Below are 17,053 nucleotides of genomic sequence, written 5' to 3'. Positions count from 1 at the left end.
GTCCGTTTCCGCCCCGTCTCCCGCCGCGCCGGCCGCGGGCCCGCGCCGGACGAGCCCGCCCTTGCGCCGCTGGATGGGGCTGCTGGGGATCGCGCTGCTGGTCCTGCTGACGGCCTGCGGCACCACCAAGGTCCAGCCCGGCTACTACCGCGTCCAGTCGGGCGATACGCTGACCCAGATCGCGCGCAAGCAGGGCGCCAGCGTGAGCGACCTGGTCCGCTGGAACAAGTTGTCCAACGCCAATGCCATCGAGGTCGGGCAAGTGCTGCGGGTCGAGCCGCCCGCCGGCCAGGCGCGCGCGCCCGCGCCGAGCAAGGCCACGAGCCGCGCGCAGACGTCCAGGCCGGCGACCACGTCCTCGGCGCGGCGGCGCACCGCGCCGCCGGGGGCGATATCGCTGGTCTGGCCCGCGCAGGGCAAGGTCACCCGCGGCTACGACGGCTCCGGCTCCAACGGCATCGTCATCAGCAACGCCTCGGGCACGCCGGTGGTGGCCGCGGCGCCGGGCACGGTGGCCTATTCGGGCAGCGGCCTGCGCGGCTACGGCCATCTGGTCATCGTGAAGCACAACGCCAGCTTCCTGAGCATCTACGCCCACAACAGCAAACTGCTGGTGAAGGAAGGGCAGCGCGTGAGCCAGGGGCAGAAGATCGCCGAAATGGGCAACAGCGACAGCAAGCAGGTCGGCCTGTACTTCGAGCTGCGCTACGACGGCCAGGCCGTCGATCCGGCAGGCTCGCTGCCGCCGAAATAGCGCGGGGTCGGCGGCAGGGCGCCGCGCGTCACGGGTGCACCAGTTCCTTCAGCGAATCCAGCTTGAGGATGCATAGCTCTCCCCGCCGGTCCGAGATGTAGCCCTGGCGCCGCCACTTGGCGAAGATCCGGCTCAGCGTCTCGGCGCGCATGCCGAGCTTGACCGCGATCTGCGAATGGCTGAGCGGCAGCGCCACCGGCTGGCTGCCCTGCGGCTTGCCCGCGCGCAGGATGTACTCGGCCACGCGTTCCTCGGCCGAGCTGGAGGTCAGCCAGTCGATCTGGCCGGTGTGATGGCGGATCAGGTTCGCGCAATGCGCCATGACGCGGCAGGTGAAGCGCGCATCGGCAAGGCAAAGCTGGCGGAACGCTTCGCCGTTGAGCAGGCAGCCGTTGCCCGCGCTGCGGGCGCGCACGCTGTGCAGATGGCGCGGCGCGGCTTCGAACAGCGTGGACACCGACAGCCAGCCGCCCGGGCCGACGTGGCCGAATACCTTGTCGTCGCCATCCGCCGTGTAGCGCAGGCCCTGGAGCGATCCGGCGCATACCAGCAGGCACGACGTGGCCGCCTGGCCTTCCGAGTACACCGTATCGCCCGCCTCGAACTCCAGCCAGCGGCTGCGCGCCGCGAGCGCGGCCAGGGCGCCGTCGTCCACGCCCTCGAACCACGGATGGGCGCGCAACGCCGAAATCAAGGGCGCGGAAAGTGAATTGACAATAGTCATTTGATCTGGCCGGCTGAGCAAATAGAATTAATGCGACTGATTCTTATTTGTAATCGTACCACTGCGGCCGCCACGACTTCCCGGCGGCGGCCGCGGCAAAACCAGTTCCCACATGGCCCCTCTCTTCTCTTCCCGCGTCGCGCTGGCGGCGGGAGTCTTGTTGTCGTCCGCGATTCACGCGGCGCCCGTCGCGTTCAACGACATGCTGGGCAACGCGGTCAGCCTGCCGGCGCCGACGCAGCGCGCGGTGACCTTGCCCATGCCCGCCGGCTCGCTGCTGATTTCGCTGGATGGCGGCGTCGCGCATCTGGCGGGCATGCATCCCAACGCCCATGAGCTGATGAGGGACGGGCCGCTGGCGAGGATCTTTCCCGCCATCGCCGCCGTGCGCACGGACGTTACCCGTTCGGGCTTCGTGCCCAACGTGGAAACGCTGTTGATGATGCAGCCCGATCTCGTGTGGCAGTGGGGCCATATGGGCGACGACCTGATCGCGCCGCTGCGCAACGCGGGGCTGCCCGTCGCCGCGCTGGTGTACGGCACCGAGGACCGCACCCGCGAATGGATACGCCTGATCGGCCTGTCGCTGGGCCAGGAGGCCCGCGCCCAGGCGCAGCTGCAATGGCGCGACCGGGTGCGCGCCGGGATCCGCGCCGTCACCGACGGCCTGCCGGCCGGCGAGCGGCCGGGCGTGCTGTACCTGTCGCGCTACGCGCCGCAGCTGCGCGCGGCCGGCGGCAATACCAGTTTCGACGACGACATCGCGCTGGCCGGCGGACGCAACGTGTCGGCGTCCATCGCCAGCGGGCAGGCCGTGAACATGGAGCAGATCATGGCCTGGGCGCCGGACGTGATCCTGCTGAACAATTTCGAGCCCGGCCTGACGCCGGACACCCTGTATGGCGATCCGCTGTTCGCCGACATTCCCGCCGTGCGCGACCGCCGCGTCTACAAGGTGCCGCTGGGCGGTTACCTGTGGGATCCGCCCAGCCAGGAGTCGCCCCTGTATTGGCAGTGGCTGAGCCAGGTGCTGCATCCGGACCGCTTCGCCTGGCCGCTGCGCGACGACCTCGCCCGGGCCTATGCCGAACTCTATGGCCATCATCCGGCCGCGAGCGAGATCGACGCCGTGCTGCGCGTGGAAATGAACCGGGGAGGCGCGGGCTATGACCGCTTCCGCTGAATCGGCGCGCGCGCCGGGCCTGCCGAGGGTGGCGAGCAAGAAAACCTGGCCCTGGCTGCTGATGGCGCTGGCGCTGCTGGCGTCCGTGCTGGTGGCGCTGTGCGTCGGCCGCTACCCGTTGTCGCTGTCGCAGGTGTCCGGCGTGCTGGCCGCGAAGCTGCTGCCCGACGGCCTGGCGGCATGGCTGCCCGCGGCCGGCGCCACGGAGCAGCGCGTGGTCATGCAGCTGCGCCTGCCGCGCGTGCTGCTGGCGGTGCTGGCCGGGTCCAGCCTGGCGATGTGCGGCGCGGCCTTGCAGGGCGCCTTCCGCAATCCGCTGGTGGGTCCGCAGATCCTGGGCATTTCGTCGGGCGCGGCCTTCGGCGGCTGCGCGGCGATCCTGCTGTTCTCGTCGCTGTGGGCGACGCTGGGGCTGGCGTTCGCCGGCGGCCTGCTGGCGGTGGCCATCGTTTATGCGCTGGGCCGTTCCAACGGCCGCACGACCATCCTGATGCTGGTGCTGGCCGGCGTCGTGACCAGCGCATTCTTTTCCGCGCTGATCTCGCTGGCCACCTATTTCGCCGATCCGAACGACAGCCTGCCGGCCATCGTGTTCTGGCTGATGGGCAGCTTCGCCACCGCCACCTACGCCAAGCTGGCGGCCGCGGTGCCGCCCATCGTGGCGGGCATGGGGCTGCTGTACGCGCTGCGCTTTCGCATCAACGTGCTGTCGCTGGGCGACGAGCAGGCCAGCGCAATGGGCATCGCCGTCGAGCCGCTGCGCTGGCTGCTGCTGGGCTGCGCGACGCTGGTGGTGTCGGCCAGCGTCGCGGTGTCGGGCACCGTGGGCTGGGTAGGGCTGGTGGTGCCGCATATCGCGCGCATGCTGGTCGGGCCCGACCATCGGTTGCTGCTGCCCGCCAGCGCGCTGATCGGCGGCGCCTACATGGTGGCGGTCGATACCGTGGCCCGCAGCGCGACCAGCGCCGAGATTCCGCTGGGCGTGATCACGGCGCTGATCGGCGCGCCGCTGTTCGCATGGCTGCTGCGCCGGGCCCAGCGCCAGGGAGCGCACCATGCTTGAGTTGAATCGATTGGCCGTGCAGGCCGGCGGACGCCGTCTGCTGGAGGACCTGTCGCTCAGCTTGGACGCCGGCCGCATCCTGGCGGTGCTGGGGCCGAACGGGCGCGGCAAGACCACCTTGTTGCGCACCATCCTGGGCTTGCATCCCCGGGCCGCGGGCACGGTGCGCCTGCAAGGGCATGCCGCCTATGTGCCGCAGCGCAGCGACACGCTGTTCGCCTACGACGTGCTGACCATGGTCGGCATGGGCCGGGCGCGCCACCTGCGCTGGTACGCTGCGCCGGGCCCGCGCGATTGGCGCATCGCCCGCGATTGCCTGAAGGCGGTCGGGCTGGCCCCGCTGGCGGAGCGCCCCTTCCACACGCTCAGCGGCGGCCAGCAGCAACTGGCCTGCATTGCGCGCGCCATGGCCAGCGCCAGCCCGATCGTGGTGCTGGACGAGCCGGCCGCGGCGCTCGACCTGCGCAACCAGGACCTCGTGCTGTCGCTGCTGCGCCGGCTGGCGCGCGAAGAGGGGCTGGCCGTGGTCTTCACCACGCATCAGCCGCAGCACGCGTTGCATATCGCGGACCAGACCCTGCTGATGCATGCCGACGGCTGCGAAGCCGGCGCCACCGGGAGCATGTGCGTGGACCAGCGCCTGAGCCGCCTCTATGGCCTGCCGGTGCGGGTGGCCACGCTGCCCGGCGACGGCGGCGCGGTCCGCGGCGTGATCCCTGTTTTTCGTTGACCCAGGAAAGCGATGATTGCCTATCTGAATCACTGGAGCGGCGAGGGCCCCGCCGCCCTCACCGGCGGCCCCGCGCCGCTCGCCGCGAGCCTGCCGCTGTACCGGCTGCATGAGCAGCCCTTGGCCGGTTATCGCGCGCTGCTGATCCCGGCGAACGCGGACCAGCGCTATCTGCTGGAACAGCGCGAGCGGCTGGAAACCTATCTGGAGTCGGGCGGCATGGTGGTCTTCAACGGCCATGTCGCGTATCCCTTCCTGCGCTGGCTGGCGCCGTTCGTGCCGGGGGCGGGGAAGGGCATCGAAGGCCTGCGGGTGCATCGCGCGGCTCCCCATCCGATATTCGACGGCGTGGATCCCGAGCTCCTGACGTTCCGGCGCGGCGTGGCGGGCTTTTATGCGCGCGGCGGCAATCCCGCGCCGGCGGGCGCGCTGGTGCTCAACACGCTGGGCCCGGACGCCCAGCCCATCGATTGGCTCCTGGCCCTGCCGGGCGGCGGCCGCCTGCTGGCGCACGCCGGCAACGACCTGTGGATGTACGCGGGCAGCCCCGACAGCGCCGCGCGCCTGGTTCCCCAATTGTTCGACTGGCTGAAGGGAGACGCGGCATGAACCTGCGACGCCACCCCGTGATCGCGGCGCTGGACGCCGGCACCTATTACCACCATCGCACGTTCCATACGCCTGAATTCGCGCGCTGCATCGACCGCGCGATCTACATCCGCGACCTGGACGACGCCGCGCTGCGCGGCTGCGACGCGCTGATCGTGTCGTGCCGCAGCAACCCGGACTTGCTGGTGCCGCACCGGGATCGCTTCGCGCGATTCCTGGCGGCGGGCAAGACCCTGGTCGCCATGGGCGAAACGCATTCGGAACGCTGGCTCGACGGCGTGAACTGGACTCCGTCCGAGGTGAATTTCTGGTGGTGGAAGGAGCCCGGCGCCGATTCCGGCCTGCGCGTGGCCATGCCGGAGCATCCGCTGTTCAGCTACCTGACGCTGGCCGATGCCACCTGGCACCAGCACGGCACGTACGCGCCGCCGCCGGGCGCACGGTCCCTGATCGACAAGGCCGGCGCCGGCTCCGTGCTGTACGAAGACCGGCGCAGCACGCCGGGGCGCCTGATCGTGACGTCGCTGGATCCGATGTATCACCACGGCAGCTATTTCATGCCGGCGTCCAGCCGCTTCCTGCGCGGGTTCCTTCCCTGGCTGAAAGACTCCACGCCGGTCGTCGCGCAGGACCTGGCTCCCGCCTGACGCCGCGCTCGCGCCGATTCCGTTTTTGCCCCCCTCACTTGTGTGCACGTATGCAACGTTTCTCCTCGTACGCTCCCCTGGTCGGCGCCGGCCTGCTGACCGCCGCCATCGCCGCGCCCGCCGCGGCGGCGGATGTTCCTCAATTGCCGTCCATCCAGGTCACCGCCGACGGCCAGCCTGATGACGGCCGCCTGCGACCCATGGGGGCGACGCCGCCGCCCGCCTCGATCGACCATTCCGTCACGCAGCCGGTCAGCGTGGTGGACAGCCAGGACATCGACCGCCTGAACACGATGAGCACGCTGGACCTGCTCGGCCGCGTGCCCAACGCCACCGTCAGCCGCAGCGGCGGCATCGCCGGCACGCTGTTCCTGCGCGCACTCAATACCAACGACATGCGGGTGCCGATGTTCATCGACGGCGACCGCTTCCGCGGCCGCAACACCTTGCAGTTCATGCTGATCAGCCCGACCGAGATCGAGCAGGTGGAAGTGGTGCGCGGGCCCAACTCGTCGCGCTTCGGCAGCGACGGCCTGGGCGGCCTGGTCAACTTCGTCACCAGACGGGCCCACGGCAACCTGAGCCAGCCCTTCGGCCTGAACGGCGGCGAAGCCTCGGTCACGTACAGCACCAACGGCAACGGCGTGCAAAGCAACGTGGCGCTGGAAGGCGCGGGCGACGGCTTCGACCTGCGCGTCTACGCCACCGGGCGCCGCGCCGGCAACTACGACAGCGCGGCGGGCGAAGTGCCGAACAGCGATTTCCGCGGCGGCGGCGGCGGCATCGTGCTGGGCTATATGCCCGACGCCCGCCAGCGCATCGAAGCCAGCGCGCGCGTGGCCTACGTGAAGGACGGCGCGGCCGGCACCGTGCCCGAGTACCCCTTGAGCTACAGCCGCCGCGATCCGCTCAAGGTCAAGCAGGGCAGGCTGGCCTACACCGGCGAATTCGACGGCGTCATCAGCTCGCTGCGCGCCAGCGTCTACGTGAACGAGTTCGGCACCGTGATGGCCACGCACAACCAGACCAACCCGGCGCGGGTGGTCGATGCGCGCAACAACGTGATCGGCCCCGTGGTCTGGGGCGGCAGCGTCGCGGCGACGATTCCGTGGGCCGACACCAACACGACCTTCGGCCTGGACTTCATGCACGAGCGCCGTCCGGGCTCGGAGTCGCGCAGCGACATCACGGTGCGCCGGCCCAACGGCAGTGTGGTCACCACCAGCACCCCTTACACGAAGACGGGCCCGGATCAGTACCAGACGAACGTCGGGGCGTTCCTGACGACGGAATGGAAGCCGGCGCCGAAATGGACCCTCACGGCCGGCGGCCGGTACGACTGGTTCAAGTCCGACGTGGGCCTGGAGCCGCTGCCTTCGCCCAATCTGCTGCCCGCCTTCCGGGCCGCGCAGAATACGACGGAAACCGCCGCCACCGGCAGCCTGGGGCTGGCCTACCGGGCCACCGACGTGGTCGAACTGCTGGGCAGCGTGGGGAGCTCGTTCCGCATGCCGTGGACGTCCGAGATGTTCAGCAGCGGCTACACCGGCACCAGCTACACGATTCCGAACCCCGGCCTGAAGCCGGAGCGCGGCGTCACCGTGGAAGCCGGCACCCGGCTGCATTTCGAGCAGGCCACCGTGGGCCTGACGGCGTTCCGCAGCGACTACAGCGACTTCCTGGAGAACGTCACCACGTCCTATCAGGGCCTGCCCGCCACGCAGCGCCGCAACGTGGGCAAGGCGCGGATCCAGGGCCTGGAGCTGGATTGGCGCTGGCAGCTGAGCCGGGCGGTCAATCTGTACGGCAACGCCAGCTACCTGCACGCGACCAACCGCGACACGGACACGCCGCTGCAATCGATCGCGCCGCTCAGCGGCCTGCTGGGCCTGCAATACGTGGGCGCGAACGAGGCTTACGCGCTGAGCGGCGAACTGCAATGGGCCAAGGGCCAGAGCCGCTACGCGGAGCGCGCGGAGTATCCGGCCGCGGGCTTCGGGGTGGTGAACCTGTACGCCCAGCTGCAGCTGGATCGCCTGGGCCTGCCGCAACTGGGCAATACCCAGGTGGTGCTGGGCGTGAACAACCTGTTCGACCGCGCCTACCGCACGGCGGCCACGTCGTCCAACGTGGCCTACCCCATGACCGACCTGAATCCGCTGCTGGAGCCCGGCCGCAGCGTCAGCCTGACGCTGCGCACGCGGTTCTGAGCCGGCCGCGGCGCAACCTTCCCGATTCCCCCCCTTCGCGCGACCGCGAGCCGCCACGGCGGCGGCCTGCTGTCGCGCCTCACCAGGAGATATTCCATGACGACCCCCGAACGACACGACGCCACGCTGACCGTGATGGCCGAAGAAGGGCCGCTGCCCATCTGTTTCGACGCCGTCCAGGCCTACCACGGCCACGGCGCGCTCGCCATGCTGGCGCTGACCTTCCAGGGCCTGCGCGGCGCGCTTGCGCGGCTGGAGGAGGCCGGCGCCCCGGTGCCGCGCCAGGAGCTGTCGGTGATCAGCGGACACCCCGGCCCCGGCGTGCGGGACGCGTTCGAATTCGTGACCCGCGCCGTCACGCGCGGCAGCTATGCCGTGGACCTGGCGCTGCCCGAGGCGCGCTACAGCCGCGCTGCCGACAAGTCCTACAGCTTCCATCTGCGCCGCGGCGCCCGCGGCGTCCAGGCCGTGCTGCGCCCGGGCGTGCTGCCCGCGGAATTCTTCGACCTGCTGGGGAATACCGCGCCGGACGCGCAGCGCGCGCACGCGGCCCTGCGGCGCGAGATCGCGGCCCGCGTCATCGCGGCCGAGCCGGAATCGCTGTTCGAGTTCGTCCCGAGCGCGCGCTGAGGACAGGCCTGGGGCGTGGGCAGGCCCTAGAGCGCGGCTTCCTGCGTCAGGGTCGAGATGAACGTGGCGGTGCGCGGGTCCGCGGGCTGCGTGAAGAGCGCGCGCGACTCGCCCGATTCGACCACGCTGCCGTCCAGCAGGAACACGGCTTCGCGCGACACGCTGGCCGCCAGGCGCAGATCGTGCGTGGCCATCAGCATGGTCATGCCTTCGGCCGCCAGCTGGCGCAGCACGTCCACCACTTCCGCGGCCAGGCCGGGATCGAGCGCCGAGGTCGGCTCGTCGCAGAGCAGCACGCGCGGCGCGGGCGCCAGGGCGCGCGCGATGGCCACGCGCTGCTGCTGGCCGCCCGACAGGTTGGCCGGCCAGGCCTCGGCCTTTTCCAGCATGCCGACCTTGCGCAGCAATTCCTCGGCCCGCGCGCGGGCGCGGTCCAGGGGCCACTTCTTCACCGTCAGCAAGCCTTCCATCACGTTGCCGATCACGGTCTGGTGGGGAAACAGCTGGAAATTCTGGAACACCATGCCGGTCTGCATGCGCACGCGCTGGACCTGGTCGCGGGCGAGCTTGCGGCCGGACTCGAACGCCACGGTTTCCGGCCCGATCTCAAGCAGGCCGCGGTCGGGCACCTCCAGCAGGTTCACGCAGCGCAGCAGCGTGCTCTTGCCGCTGCCGGACGGGCCGATCAGGGCGGTGACGCTGCCTTCGGCGATGCTCACGTCCACCTGCTTGAGCACGGGATTGCCGCCGAAGGCCTTTTCGATTTTTTCCAGGCGGATCATCGGTTCTTCTCGGAAAACACCGCATGCTGTCCGAAGCGCTTCTCCAGGCGGACCTGGGCGGCCGACAGGACGGAACTGAACACCAGGTAGATCAGCGCGGCCTCGGTGTAGAGGATCAGCGGCTCGTAGGTGACCGCGGCGATGCGCTGCGCGGCCTGGAAGATCTCGGGCACGGTCAGGACCGCGGCCAGCGAGGTGTCCTTCACCAGCGCGATGAAGGAGTTGGACAGGGGCGGAACGGCCACGCGGGCCGCCTGCGGCAGGACGGTGCGGCGCAGCGCCTGCCCGCGCGTCATGCTCAGCGAATAGGCGGCTTCCCATTGGCCCTTGCTGATGGACTCGATGGCGCCGCGGATGACTTCGGAGTTGTAGGCGCCCACGTTGAGCGTGAAGCCGATCAGCGCGGCGGGCAGCGGATCCAGGACGATGCCCGCGCTGGGCAGGCCGTAGAAGATCACGAACAGCTGCACCAGCAGGGGCGTGCCGCGGATCAGCCACACGTAGAACCGCGCCACGGCCACCAGCGGCGCCGGGCCGAACAGGCGGATCAGCGCGACCACGAAGGCCAGGGCCAGGCCCAGCACGAAGGACATCAGCGTCAGCGGGACCGTGAACTTCAGCCCCGCCTGCAGCAGCGGCCAGAACGAGTCCGCCATCAGCTGCACCCAGGACGGCACCGTCCACTCGCCGATTTGCGCCAGCAGCCAGTCGGGCAGGAAGGCTTGCAGCCAGGGAGGTGGCGTCATGGGGGCTCCAGCGGCTTATTGCGCCGACAGGTCCGTGCCGAAGTACTTGACCGAGATGGTCTTGTAGGTGCCGTCGGCCTTCATGTCGGCCAGCGCCTTGTTGATGGCGGCCTGCAGTTCGGGGTTGCCTTTGCGGATCAGCACGCCCGAGTTGCTGAACTCGGCGGTCTTGTCGGTGGCGGCGATCTTGACGCGGGCGTTGGGCTTCTGCTTCTTGAAGTCGAGGAACGACAGGTTGTCGTTCACCGTGGCCTCGACGCGGCCCGAGGTGAGCAGGTCGATGGCTTCGTTGAAGCCCTGCACGGCGATGACTTCCGCGCCGTGGCTCTGCGCCAGCTTGCCGAAGTTGCTGGTCAGCGTATTGGCGGATTTCTTGCCCTTCAGGTCGTCGAAGGACTTGATGCTGGTATTGTCGTCGCGGACGATCAGCACGGCGGCCGAGGAAATGTACGGGTCGGAGAAGTCGTACTTGGCGCGGCGCGCGTCGGTGATGCCCACCTGGTTGATCACCGCGTCGTAGCGCTTGGCGTCCAGGCCGGCGATCAGCCCGTCCCATTTGCCTTCGACGAATTGGGCCTTGACGCCCAGGCGTTCGGCGATGGCGCGGCCGATGTCGACGTCAAAACCGGTAAGCTGCCCGGATGCGTCGTGGAAGGTGAAGGGGGCGTAGGTGCCTTCGGTGCCGATCTTGAACACCCCCGCGGACTTGATCTGCTCCAGGCCGGTTTGGGCATGGGCGGCGGACAGCGCGGCGACCTGGACGAGGCCGGCGGCCAATAGCGTACGAAAGAGTTTCATGGCGATGCTCCACGGATGGCAGATAGCACTGTGGAGAGCATGCGGGCCTGCGATGCCCTCCGGCTTAGCCGCACTCTAACAACGGGCCTATTTTTCCACAAAGCATAAGGAATAGTAAAAATATAGCGGCAAGTCATATGGCGTTACCCACGCCCCGGCGCGCAGCGGCCGGGGTTCAATCATGCGGGACCTTGATGGAGATCGGTGTGGAACAGCGATGGAACAGGCGGACTTTCATGATGGCGGCCGCGGGGGCGGCGGCCGCCGCCGGGGCGATGCCGGCCCAGGGCGCCAACGGCTCACGGCTGATGCCGGGCGGCGGCAGCATCACGGACGTGGCGGGCCTGCGCGTGGGCCACTACACCGATACGCGCCGCCCCACGGGCTGCACGGTCATCATCGCCGAGGCCGGCGCGACGGGCGGGGTGGACGTGCGCGGCGCGGCGCCCGGCACCCGCGAGACGGACCTGCTCAATCCCGTGAACATGGTGGAGAAAGTGCATGCCATCATGCTGGCCGGCGGCAGCGCCTTCGGCCTGGACGCGGCCTCCGGCGTCATGCGCTACCTGGAGGAAAAGAAGATCGGCTTCGACGTGGGCGTGGCGCACGTGCCCATCGTGCCCTCGGCCATCCTGTTCGACCTGGGCGTGGGAGACGCGTCGGTGCGGCCAGACGCCGCCGCGGGCTACCAGGCCTGCAAGTCCGCCACCGCCCAGGCTCCCGAGGAAGGCAACGTGGGCGCGGGGGCGGGCGCGACGGTGGGCAAGCTGTACGGGCCCAAGCGCGCCATGAAGGGCGGCATCGGCACCGCTTCGCTCACCGTGGCGGGCGTGACCGTGGGGGCCATCGTGGCGGTCAACGCCGTGGGCGACGTGCTGGATCCGGCCACGGGGCGCATCCTGGCCGGCGCGCGCACCTCCGACGGCAAGATGCTGCTCGACACCCGCGCCGCCATCCTGGCCGGCGACCTGCCCCGATCGATGCGCGAGGGCACCGCCACCACCATCGGCGCGGTCGCCACCGACGCCCGCCTCACCAAGGCGCAGGCGCAGAAGCTCGCGGGCATGGCGCATGACGGCCTGGCCCGCACGATCAACCCGATCCACACCATGCTCGACGGCGACACCATCTTCGCGCTGGGCACGGGCGCCTCCGGCAAGAACGCGAACCTGATGCTGCTGGGCGTGATGGCGGCCGAGGCCATGGCGATCGCGGTGCAGCGCGCCATCCTGTCGGCCCGCGCGCTGGAAGGCTATCCCGCGGCGGTGGATTTCATCGCCTGATCCGCGTCCAACGCGGCGCGCCCGCCCCGGCGCGCCGCTGACCCGGCACTGTCACAGAACGGGTCCATGATGGGTAGCGCCGGCGCATGGCCGGCGGGCGGAGGGGCGCATGTACAAGGGCGAACGACTCAACGGCGCGACGCATCTGGCGGGCCTGGCGCTGGCGGTGACGGCATCCGGCGCGCTGATCTCGCGCGCGGCCGAGCTGAACGTGGACACGCGGCAGATCGTCGGCTGCGCGGTGTTCGCCGCGTCGATGATCGCCGTCTACGCCTCGTCGGTCCTGTTCCACTGCTCGCGGGGGCGCCGCAAGGCGCTGTGGGCCAAAGCCGACCACTGCGCGATCTACCTGCTGATCGCCGGCACCTACACGCCGCTGGCGTTCGGGCCGGTGGAGCACGGCTGGGGCAGCGCCATGGGCGTGGCGATCTGGCTGCTGGCGGCGTTCGGCATCGGCCGCGAACTGTGGTGGGCGCGCGGCGCGGCCCCGGCCTTGCACCTATACCTGGCGATGGGCTGGCTGGGCGTGATGTTCGCCGCGCCGATCGCGGGCGCGCTGTCCACCGCCGGGCTGGCCTGGCTGCTGGCGGGCGCGGCGGTCTATACGGCGGGCACGCTGTTCTACGTGAACGACCAGCGCTGGCGGCACGCGCACGGCATCTGGCACCTGTTCGTCATGGGCGGCACCGCCTGCCATTTCGTGACGGTGTTCGGCTTCCTGCGCCTGGGCGCCGGCTAGCCGGGGCTAGCGCCAGCTGGCCAGCGGCAGCATGCCGCCGCGGCTTTTCACTTTGCGCATGACGATATGCGAGCAGAGATCGCGCACGCCCGGGATCTTGCTGAGCTTGTCTTCCACGAACTGCGAGAACGCCGCCAGGTTGCGGGTGCGCACCGCCAGGATGTAGTTGGACGCGCCTGTCACGATGCTGGCCTCGGTGATTTCGTCGTGCAGCGCGATGCCGGCCAGGAATTCCTCGTGCCAGCCGGGGCGCGACTGGTCCAGCGACACGTGGACGATGGCTTCCAGCTCGAAGCCCAGCTTTTCGGGGTCGAGCACGGCGCGATACCCCCGGATCAGCCCGGCTTCCTCCAGGGCGCGCACGCGCCGCAGGCAGGCCGAGGGCGACAGCGACACCTGCTCCGCCAGCTCCTGGTTGCTGAGATGGCCGTTCTCCTGCAGGCGGTAGAGAATCCGCTGGTCTATGGCATCGATCTGCATGGCGCAATCCAATTCAAAAAAAACCGTTCCTGTGCAATCCAATGCGGAAACCTAGGGTATTCCGCGCCCGGATTTGCAATATATCAGCCTGTCCGCGCTGATAGTATTTATCAGGAATATGCCCGATGGAGCTGTGATGAAAACTCGCGACGATTGCGTGAACGCCGACCGCCAGGACCCCCTGGCGCCCTTGAAAGACCGGTTCGACCTGCCGCCGGGCGTGCTGTACATGGACGGCAACTCCCTCGGCGTGCTGCCCAAGGCCGCGGCCGCCCGCGCGGCCGCCGTGATCGGCCAGGAATGGGGCTCGGGCCTGATCCGCAGCTGGAACACCGCCGGATGGTTCGAGCTGCCCGCCCGCCTGGGCGACAAGCTGGGCAGCCTGCTGGGCGCGCGCGAAGGCGAGCTCGTCGTGACCGACACCACCTCGCTGAACATCTTCAAGGCGCTGGCCGCCGCCCTGCGCATCCAGCAGCAGCGCCAGCCCTCGCGCCGAGTGATCCTGTCCGAGCGCGACAACTTCCCCACCGACCTCTACATGATCCAGGGCATGATCGACCTGCTGCAGCAGGGCTACGAAATGCGCCTGATCGACGACGACCTGCCGCTGGAGGCCGCGCTGGATGATTCCGTGGCGGTGATGCTGCTGTCGCACGTGAACTACCGCAGCGGGCAGATGCACGACATGGCCGCCGTGACCGCGCTGGCGCACGAACGCGGCGCGCTGGCCATCTGGGATCTGGCGCACGCCGCGGGCGCGGTGCCGGTGGACCTGAACGGGGCCGACGCGGACTTCGCCGTGGGCTGCACTTATAAGTACCTGAACGGCGGCCCGGGATCGCCGGCCTTCATCTGGGTGGCGCCGCGCCACACCAAGGATTTCTGGCAGCCCTTGTCCGGCTGGTGGGGCCACACCCGGCCCTTCGACATGGCGGTCGCCTACGAGCCCGCCGGCGGCATCCGGCGCTACCTGTGCGGCACCCAGCCCATCGTGTCGCTGTCGCTGGTGGAATGCGGGCTGGACGTGGCCCATGCGGCCGACATGGCCGAGGTGCGCAAGAAATCGCTCGCGCTGGGCGACCTGTTCATCGCGCTGGTCGAGCAGCGCTGCGCCGGCCACCCGCTGACGCTGGTGACGCCGCGCGAACACGCGCAGCGCGGCAGCCACGTCAGCTTCCGCCACCCGAACGGCTTCGAGGTGATGCAGGCCCTGATCGCGCGCGGCGTCATCGGCGACTACCGCGAACCCGAAGTGCTGCGCTTCGGCCTGACGCCGCTGTACTTCGGCTACGCCGACGTCTGGGACGCCGTCGACATCCTGAAGGACGTGCTCGACAGCCGGGCCTGGGACAAGCCGGAATTCCGCCATCGGGCCGCCGTGACCTGATCGCCGCGGCAGCCATCCCCAGCGCGGGCCGGCACGCCGCTCAATGCATTGCTGCTGTCGACCAGCCCGGGGCGCCCTCAGGCGCCGGCCAGGCTGGCGGCGCGCGGCTCCGCCACCGGCGCTTGCGCGGCCGGCGAGAACACCCGCAGCCGGTGGCCGTCGGGGTCCAGCGCCACGAAGGTGCGGCCGAAATCCATGTCGGTCGGCGCCTGCAGAATGGGCAGGCCGCGCAGGCTCCAGTCCACGTGGCGGCGGTTCAGCGCGTCCGCGTCGGGCACGGTGAAGGCCAGTTCCGAGGCGCCGCCGCGTCCGGCCGCGGCCGGCTCCACGGTATGGCGCGACCACAGCCCCAGCATCAGGCCGGAATCCAGCGCGAACAGGGCGAAGGTGGGCGAGCTTTCAATGGGCGGGCGCTGCAGCAGCGCGCTGTAGAACGCGGCGCTGGCGGCCGGCTTGTCCACGTAGAAAATGACGAAGTTGGTGTCGGACATGATGCGCTCCAGGGAAGTAGACGCGCTCATGTTAGATAGGGGTGCTGTCAGTTTTTGGCAGTAGCATTCAACCCGATTTCGCGGCGCCGCGCTGCATCGCCCGCCACTCCTTGAGCAGGGCGTGCCGGCGCCGCGGATAACGCGCGCCGGCCTCCAGCGTGGCGATGCGGTCCGTGCGGAAATGGCGGAAGTCCTGGCGCAGCTCGCACCAGGCCATGACGATGCGCACGCTGTCGAAGAAGCCCAGCGCGAAAGGCCAGATCAAGCGGGCCGAATCGGCGCCCTTGTCGTCCCGGTAGGTGATGTCGATTTTCTGTTCGTTGCGGATGGCCTGGCGGATCAGCGCCAGGTCCACGCGGTCGATCACGGGCATCGCGCTAGGGCCGACCAGCAGCGGAATCGCGTCCAGGCCGTCGCGCAGGTCGGCGGGCAGCACGGCGCCGATCTTGGCCAGCGCGTTGCGCGCCGCCTGCCCCAGCCGGGGATCGGAACGATCCGCCACCCAGCGGGTGCCCAGCACCAGCGCTTCGATTTCCTCGGTGCTGAACATCAGCGGCGGCAGCATGAAGCCGGGCCGCAGCACGTAGCCCACGCCCGGCTCGCCGTCGATCTCGGCGCCCTGCGCCTGCAGGGTGGCGATGTCGCGGTACAGCGTGCGGATGCTGATGCCCAGGTCGGCCGCGAGACGGTGCCCGCTGACGGGGCGGCGGTGGCAGCGCAGGGTCTGCAGCAGGCCGAGGAGTCTTTCGGTGCGGGACATGGAGCGGGGCGGGCGGATGGCGATAACGTAATGCTGCCATGAAATGCTGCCATGAAACGGCAGCATCCGGGCGCCCGCGCGCCGCGCGATCGGGAGGGCGGGGCGGTCGGCCGGGCAGCGCCAGGCTGCCGCGGCCCCGCCCCGGGGAGCGGATCAGGCGCCGACCTTCTTGCCGGTGGCGACGTCGAGCACCGAGCCGTCTTCCAGGCTGATGCGGTAGATCTCGCGCACTACGTTGCCGGCGAAGCCGATCTCGACGATGGACACGTCCTTGAACGTCGTGGGGATGCCCTCGGGCAGCACGGCGTTGAACTTGTCGGCTTCCTGCTTCATGGCGTCCTGCAGGCGCGTGTCGTACAGCGCCATGCTGTAGACCAGCGTGGTGTGCGGGTTGTGGGCGCGCACTTCCTTGCCGTCCTGCATGACGTTCACGCCGCTCACGCCCTGGTTGCGGACCAGGTCGCGGCCGGCATCGCTCATCTTGGCGTAGACCGGGCCGGTCACGCGCGGCAGCGGGCCGTCGCGCAAGGGCGCCAGGGCGGCAGTGGCCACGGTGTTGTAGCGCATCATGTCCTCGAAGCCTTGGCCGCTCTTGACCACGCCCAGGTCCAGCCACCACGGATGGCCCGCGCCCTTGGCGGCCTCGGTGGGATAGAAGCTCTTGAGCGTGACCTGCAGCGGGGCCGGCGGCTTCGGCAATGCCTTCAGCATGCGGTCGGGCGTCGCGGGATCGGCGCTGTGGATGTGCACCACCGTCACGTGCGGCATGTTGGGCGTGTCGGCTTCGGCCTTCAGGCCCAGCTTGACCAGGTCGGCCTTGAGCGTGCCGTTGATCTTGGCATCCAGCACGGCGTTGACGTCCTGGGGCAGCCGGTACACCACGCCGTAGGTGGCCTTGTGCTCGCGGAAACCGGGCTGGTCCAGCGCGCTGTTGTCGATGGGCGCCGCGGCCTGCGCGGCGAAGGTGGAGGCGAACAGGCCGAGGGCGGCCAATGTGAAGACGCGCTTGATCATGGAGATTCCTTTTGTTGTCGAGG

At 69.7% G+C, this 17,053-nt stretch carries 19 protein-coding genes; 11 read left to right on the top strand and 8 right to left on the bottom strand.

Features of this window, described 5'->3' with window-relative positions; genetic code table 11:
* Positions 1–73: 73 nt before the first annotated feature.
* Entirely contained in the window at positions 74–754 is a 681-nt protein-coding gene (locus tag ADE01S_RS25275) for a M23 family metallopeptidase (protein ID WP_062684497.1), read from the top strand.
* A 28-nt stretch (positions 755–782) separates the two neighbouring features.
* On the opposite strand, the gene ADE01S_RS25270 is transcribed toward ADE01S_RS25275, so the two are convergent.
* Entirely contained in the window at positions 783–1,478 is a 696-nt protein-coding gene (locus tag ADE01S_RS25270; RefSeq protein ID WP_062684496.1) for a Crp/Fnr family transcriptional regulator, read from the bottom strand.
* Positions 1,479–1,590: 112 nt separating this feature from the next.
* Between ADE01S_RS25270 and ADE01S_RS25265 the strand changes: the two genes are divergently transcribed.
* From ADE01S_RS25265 to ADE01S_RS25235, 7 genes are all read left to right on the top strand, one after another.
* On the top strand, positions 1,591–2,661 hold the full coding sequence (locus tag ADE01S_RS25265) for an ABC transporter substrate-binding protein (RefSeq protein ID WP_062684495.1): 1,071 nt from the start codon (positions 1,591–1,593) through the stop codon (positions 2,659–2,661).
* Positions 2,645–3,724, top strand: a complete 1,080-nt coding sequence (locus tag ADE01S_RS25260) for a FecCD family ABC transporter permease (protein ID WP_165695657.1) — start codon at positions 2,645–2,647, stop codon at positions 3,722–3,724. Before ADE01S_RS25265 ends, ADE01S_RS25260 begins: the two co-directional genes overlap by 17 nt.
* Complete coding sequence (locus tag ADE01S_RS25255) at positions 3,717–4,454, top strand: ABC transporter ATP-binding protein (protein WP_062684494.1); 738 nt, start codon at positions 3,717–3,719, stop codon at positions 4,452–4,454. Before ADE01S_RS25260 ends, ADE01S_RS25255 begins: the two co-directional genes overlap by 8 nt.
* A gap of 12 nt (positions 4,455–4,466) precedes the next feature.
* Positions 4,467–5,063, top strand: coding sequence for a hypothetical protein (locus ADE01S_RS25250; RefSeq protein ID WP_062684493.1), 597 nt, complete (start codon positions 4,467–4,469; stop codon positions 5,061–5,063).
* Entirely contained in the window at positions 5,060–5,710 is a 651-nt protein-coding gene (locus ADE01S_RS25245; protein WP_062684492.1) for a hypothetical protein, read from the top strand. Before ADE01S_RS25250 ends, ADE01S_RS25245 begins: the two co-directional genes overlap by 4 nt.
* A 50-nt stretch (positions 5,711–5,760) precedes the next feature.
* Positions 5,761–7,920 (top strand): TonB-dependent receptor, encoded by a 2,160-nt coding sequence (locus ADE01S_RS25240; RefSeq protein ID WP_062684491.1) that lies wholly within the window; start codon positions 5,761–5,763, stop codon positions 7,918–7,920.
* A 96-nt stretch (positions 7,921–8,016) separates the two neighbouring features.
* On the top strand, positions 8,017–8,550 hold the full coding sequence (locus ADE01S_RS25235) for a hypothetical protein (protein WP_062684490.1): 534 nt from the start codon (positions 8,017–8,019) through the stop codon (positions 8,548–8,550).
* Between the two features lie 26 nt (positions 8,551–8,576).
* Here the strand turns inward: ADE01S_RS25235 and ADE01S_RS25230 are convergent, their stop codons facing one another.
* The 3 genes from ADE01S_RS25230 to ADE01S_RS25220 all read right to left on the bottom strand — a co-directional run bounded on the left by ADE01S_RS25230 (position 8,577) and on the right by ADE01S_RS25220 (position 10,876).
* Positions 8,577–9,332, bottom strand: a complete 756-nt coding sequence (locus ADE01S_RS25230; RefSeq protein ID WP_062684489.1) for an amino acid ABC transporter ATP-binding protein — start codon at positions 9,330–9,332, stop codon at positions 8,577–8,579.
* On the bottom strand, positions 9,329–10,009 hold the full coding sequence (locus ADE01S_RS25225) for an amino acid ABC transporter permease (RefSeq protein WP_062684513.1): 681 nt from the start codon (positions 10,007–10,009) through the stop codon (positions 9,329–9,331). The genes ADE01S_RS25230 and ADE01S_RS25225 overlap by 4 nt, the downstream gene beginning before the upstream one ends.
* Positions 10,010–10,093: 84 nt before the next feature.
* The gene (locus ADE01S_RS25220) at positions 10,094–10,876 is read right to left on the bottom strand and encodes an amino acid ABC transporter substrate-binding protein (protein ID WP_062684488.1); all 783 of its coding nucleotides are present in this window, start codon (positions 10,874–10,876) and stop codon (positions 10,094–10,096) included.
* Positions 10,877–11,070: 194 nt separating this feature from the next.
* On the opposite strand from ADE01S_RS25220, the gene ADE01S_RS25215 reads away from it, so the two are divergent.
* Positions 11,071–12,159: a P1 family peptidase gene (locus ADE01S_RS25215; RefSeq protein ID WP_172600281.1), complete on the top strand. Its 1,089-nt coding sequence runs from the start codon at positions 11,071–11,073 to the stop codon at positions 12,157–12,159.
* Between the two features lie 109 nt (positions 12,160–12,268).
* Positions 12,269–12,898: a PAQR family membrane homeostasis protein TrhA gene (trhA, locus tag ADE01S_RS25210; RefSeq protein ID WP_062684486.1), complete on the top strand. Its 630-nt coding sequence runs from the start codon at positions 12,269–12,271 to the stop codon at positions 12,896–12,898.
* Between the two features lie 6 nt (positions 12,899–12,904).
* On the opposite strand, the gene ADE01S_RS25205 is transcribed toward trhA, so the two are convergent.
* A complete protein-coding gene (locus tag ADE01S_RS25205) occupies positions 12,905–13,378 on the bottom strand; it encodes an Lrp/AsnC family transcriptional regulator (protein WP_062684485.1) in 474 nt (157 codons plus the stop codon).
* Positions 13,379–13,514: 136 nt separating this feature from the next.
* Here ADE01S_RS25205 and kynU point away from each other — a divergent pair, with 136 nt between their 5' ends.
* Entirely contained in the window at positions 13,515–14,765 is a 1,251-nt protein-coding gene (gene kynU / locus ADE01S_RS25200) for a kynureninase (RefSeq protein ID WP_062684484.1), read from the top strand.
* 77 nt (positions 14,766–14,842) lie between these two features.
* On the opposite strand, the gene ADE01S_RS25195 is transcribed toward kynU, so the two are convergent.
* The 3 genes from ADE01S_RS25195 to ADE01S_RS25185 form a co-directional block, all read right to left on the bottom strand.
* Positions 14,843–15,256 carry a VOC family protein gene (locus ADE01S_RS25195; RefSeq protein ID WP_062684483.1) on the bottom strand — a complete coding sequence of 138 codons (414 nt, stop codon included), beginning with the start codon at positions 15,254–15,256 and terminating at the stop codon, positions 14,843–14,845.
* 67 nt (positions 15,257–15,323) lie between these two features.
* Positions 15,324–16,016 (bottom strand): helix-turn-helix transcriptional regulator, encoded by a 693-nt coding sequence (locus ADE01S_RS25190; RefSeq protein ID WP_062684512.1) that lies wholly within the window; start codon positions 16,014–16,016, stop codon positions 15,324–15,326.
* Positions 16,017–16,169: 153 nt separating this feature from the next.
* Entirely contained in the window at positions 16,170–17,030 is an 861-nt protein-coding gene (locus ADE01S_RS25185; protein ID WP_062684482.1) for a hypothetical protein, read from the bottom strand.
* Positions 17,031–17,053: the final 23 nt, after the last annotated feature.

This window comes from Achromobacter denitrificans NBRC 15125 (genome assembly GCF_001571365.1).
GTDB lineage: Bacteria > Pseudomonadota > Gammaproteobacteria > Burkholderiales > Burkholderiaceae_B > Achromobacter > Achromobacter denitrificans.
This window is presented reverse-complemented; position numbering and strand designations above follow the sequence as displayed.

Bases quoted from the DNA above. Each gene is read 5' to 3' on its own strand.
- ADE01S_RS25275 (WP_062684497.1), top strand. From the start codon at position 74: ATGGGGCTGCTGGGGATCGCGCTGCTGGTCCTGCTGACGGCCTGCGGC.
- ADE01S_RS25270 (WP_062684496.1), bottom strand. From the start codon at position 1,478: ATGACTATTGTCAATTCACTTTCCGCGCCCTTGATTTCGGCGTTGCGC.
- ADE01S_RS25265 (WP_062684495.1), top strand. From the start codon at position 1,591: ATGGCCCCTCTCTTCTCTTCCCGCGTCGCGCTGGCGGCGGGAGTCTTG.
- ADE01S_RS25260 (WP_165695657.1), top strand. From the start codon at position 2,645: ATGACCGCTTCCGCTGAATCGGCGCGCGCGCCGGGCCTGCCGAGGGTG.
- ADE01S_RS25255 (WP_062684494.1), top strand. From the start codon at position 3,717: ATGCTTGAGTTGAATCGATTGGCCGTGCAGGCCGGCGGACGCCGTCTG.
- ADE01S_RS25250 (WP_062684493.1), top strand. From the start codon at position 4,467: ATGATTGCCTATCTGAATCACTGGAGCGGCGAGGGCCCCGCCGCCCTC.
- ADE01S_RS25245 (WP_062684492.1), top strand. From the start codon at position 5,060: ATGAACCTGCGACGCCACCCCGTGATCGCGGCGCTGGACGCCGGCACC.
- ADE01S_RS25240 (WP_062684491.1), top strand. From the start codon at position 5,761: ATGCAACGTTTCTCCTCGTACGCTCCCCTGGTCGGCGCCGGCCTGCTG.
- ADE01S_RS25235 (WP_062684490.1), top strand. From the start codon at position 8,017: ATGACGACCCCCGAACGACACGACGCCACGCTGACCGTGATGGCCGAA.
- ADE01S_RS25230 (WP_062684489.1), bottom strand. From the start codon at position 9,332: ATGATCCGCCTGGAAAAAATCGAAAAGGCCTTCGGCGGCAATCCCGTG.
- ADE01S_RS25220 (WP_062684488.1), bottom strand. From the start codon at position 10,876: ATGAAACTCTTTCGTACGCTATTGGCCGCCGGCCTCGTCCAGGTCGCC.
- ADE01S_RS25215 (WP_172600281.1), top strand. From the start codon at position 11,071: ATGGAGATCGGTGTGGAACAGCGATGGAACAGGCGGACTTTCATGATG.
- trhA (WP_062684486.1), top strand. From the start codon at position 12,269: ATGTACAAGGGCGAACGACTCAACGGCGCGACGCATCTGGCGGGCCTG.
- ADE01S_RS25205 (WP_062684485.1), bottom strand. From the start codon at position 13,378: ATGCAGATCGATGCCATAGACCAGCGGATTCTCTACCGCCTGCAGGAG.
- kynU (WP_062684484.1), top strand. From the start codon at position 13,515: ATGAAAACTCGCGACGATTGCGTGAACGCCGACCGCCAGGACCCCCTG.
- ADE01S_RS25195 (WP_062684483.1), bottom strand. From the start codon at position 15,256: ATGTCCGACACCAACTTCGTCATTTTCTACGTGGACAAGCCGGCCGCC.
- ADE01S_RS25190 (WP_062684512.1), bottom strand. From the start codon at position 16,016: ATGTCCCGCACCGAAAGACTCCTCGGCCTGCTGCAGACCCTGCGCTGC.
- ADE01S_RS25185 (WP_062684482.1), bottom strand. From the start codon at position 17,030: ATGATCAAGCGCGTCTTCACATTGGCCGCCCTCGGCCTGTTCGCCTCC.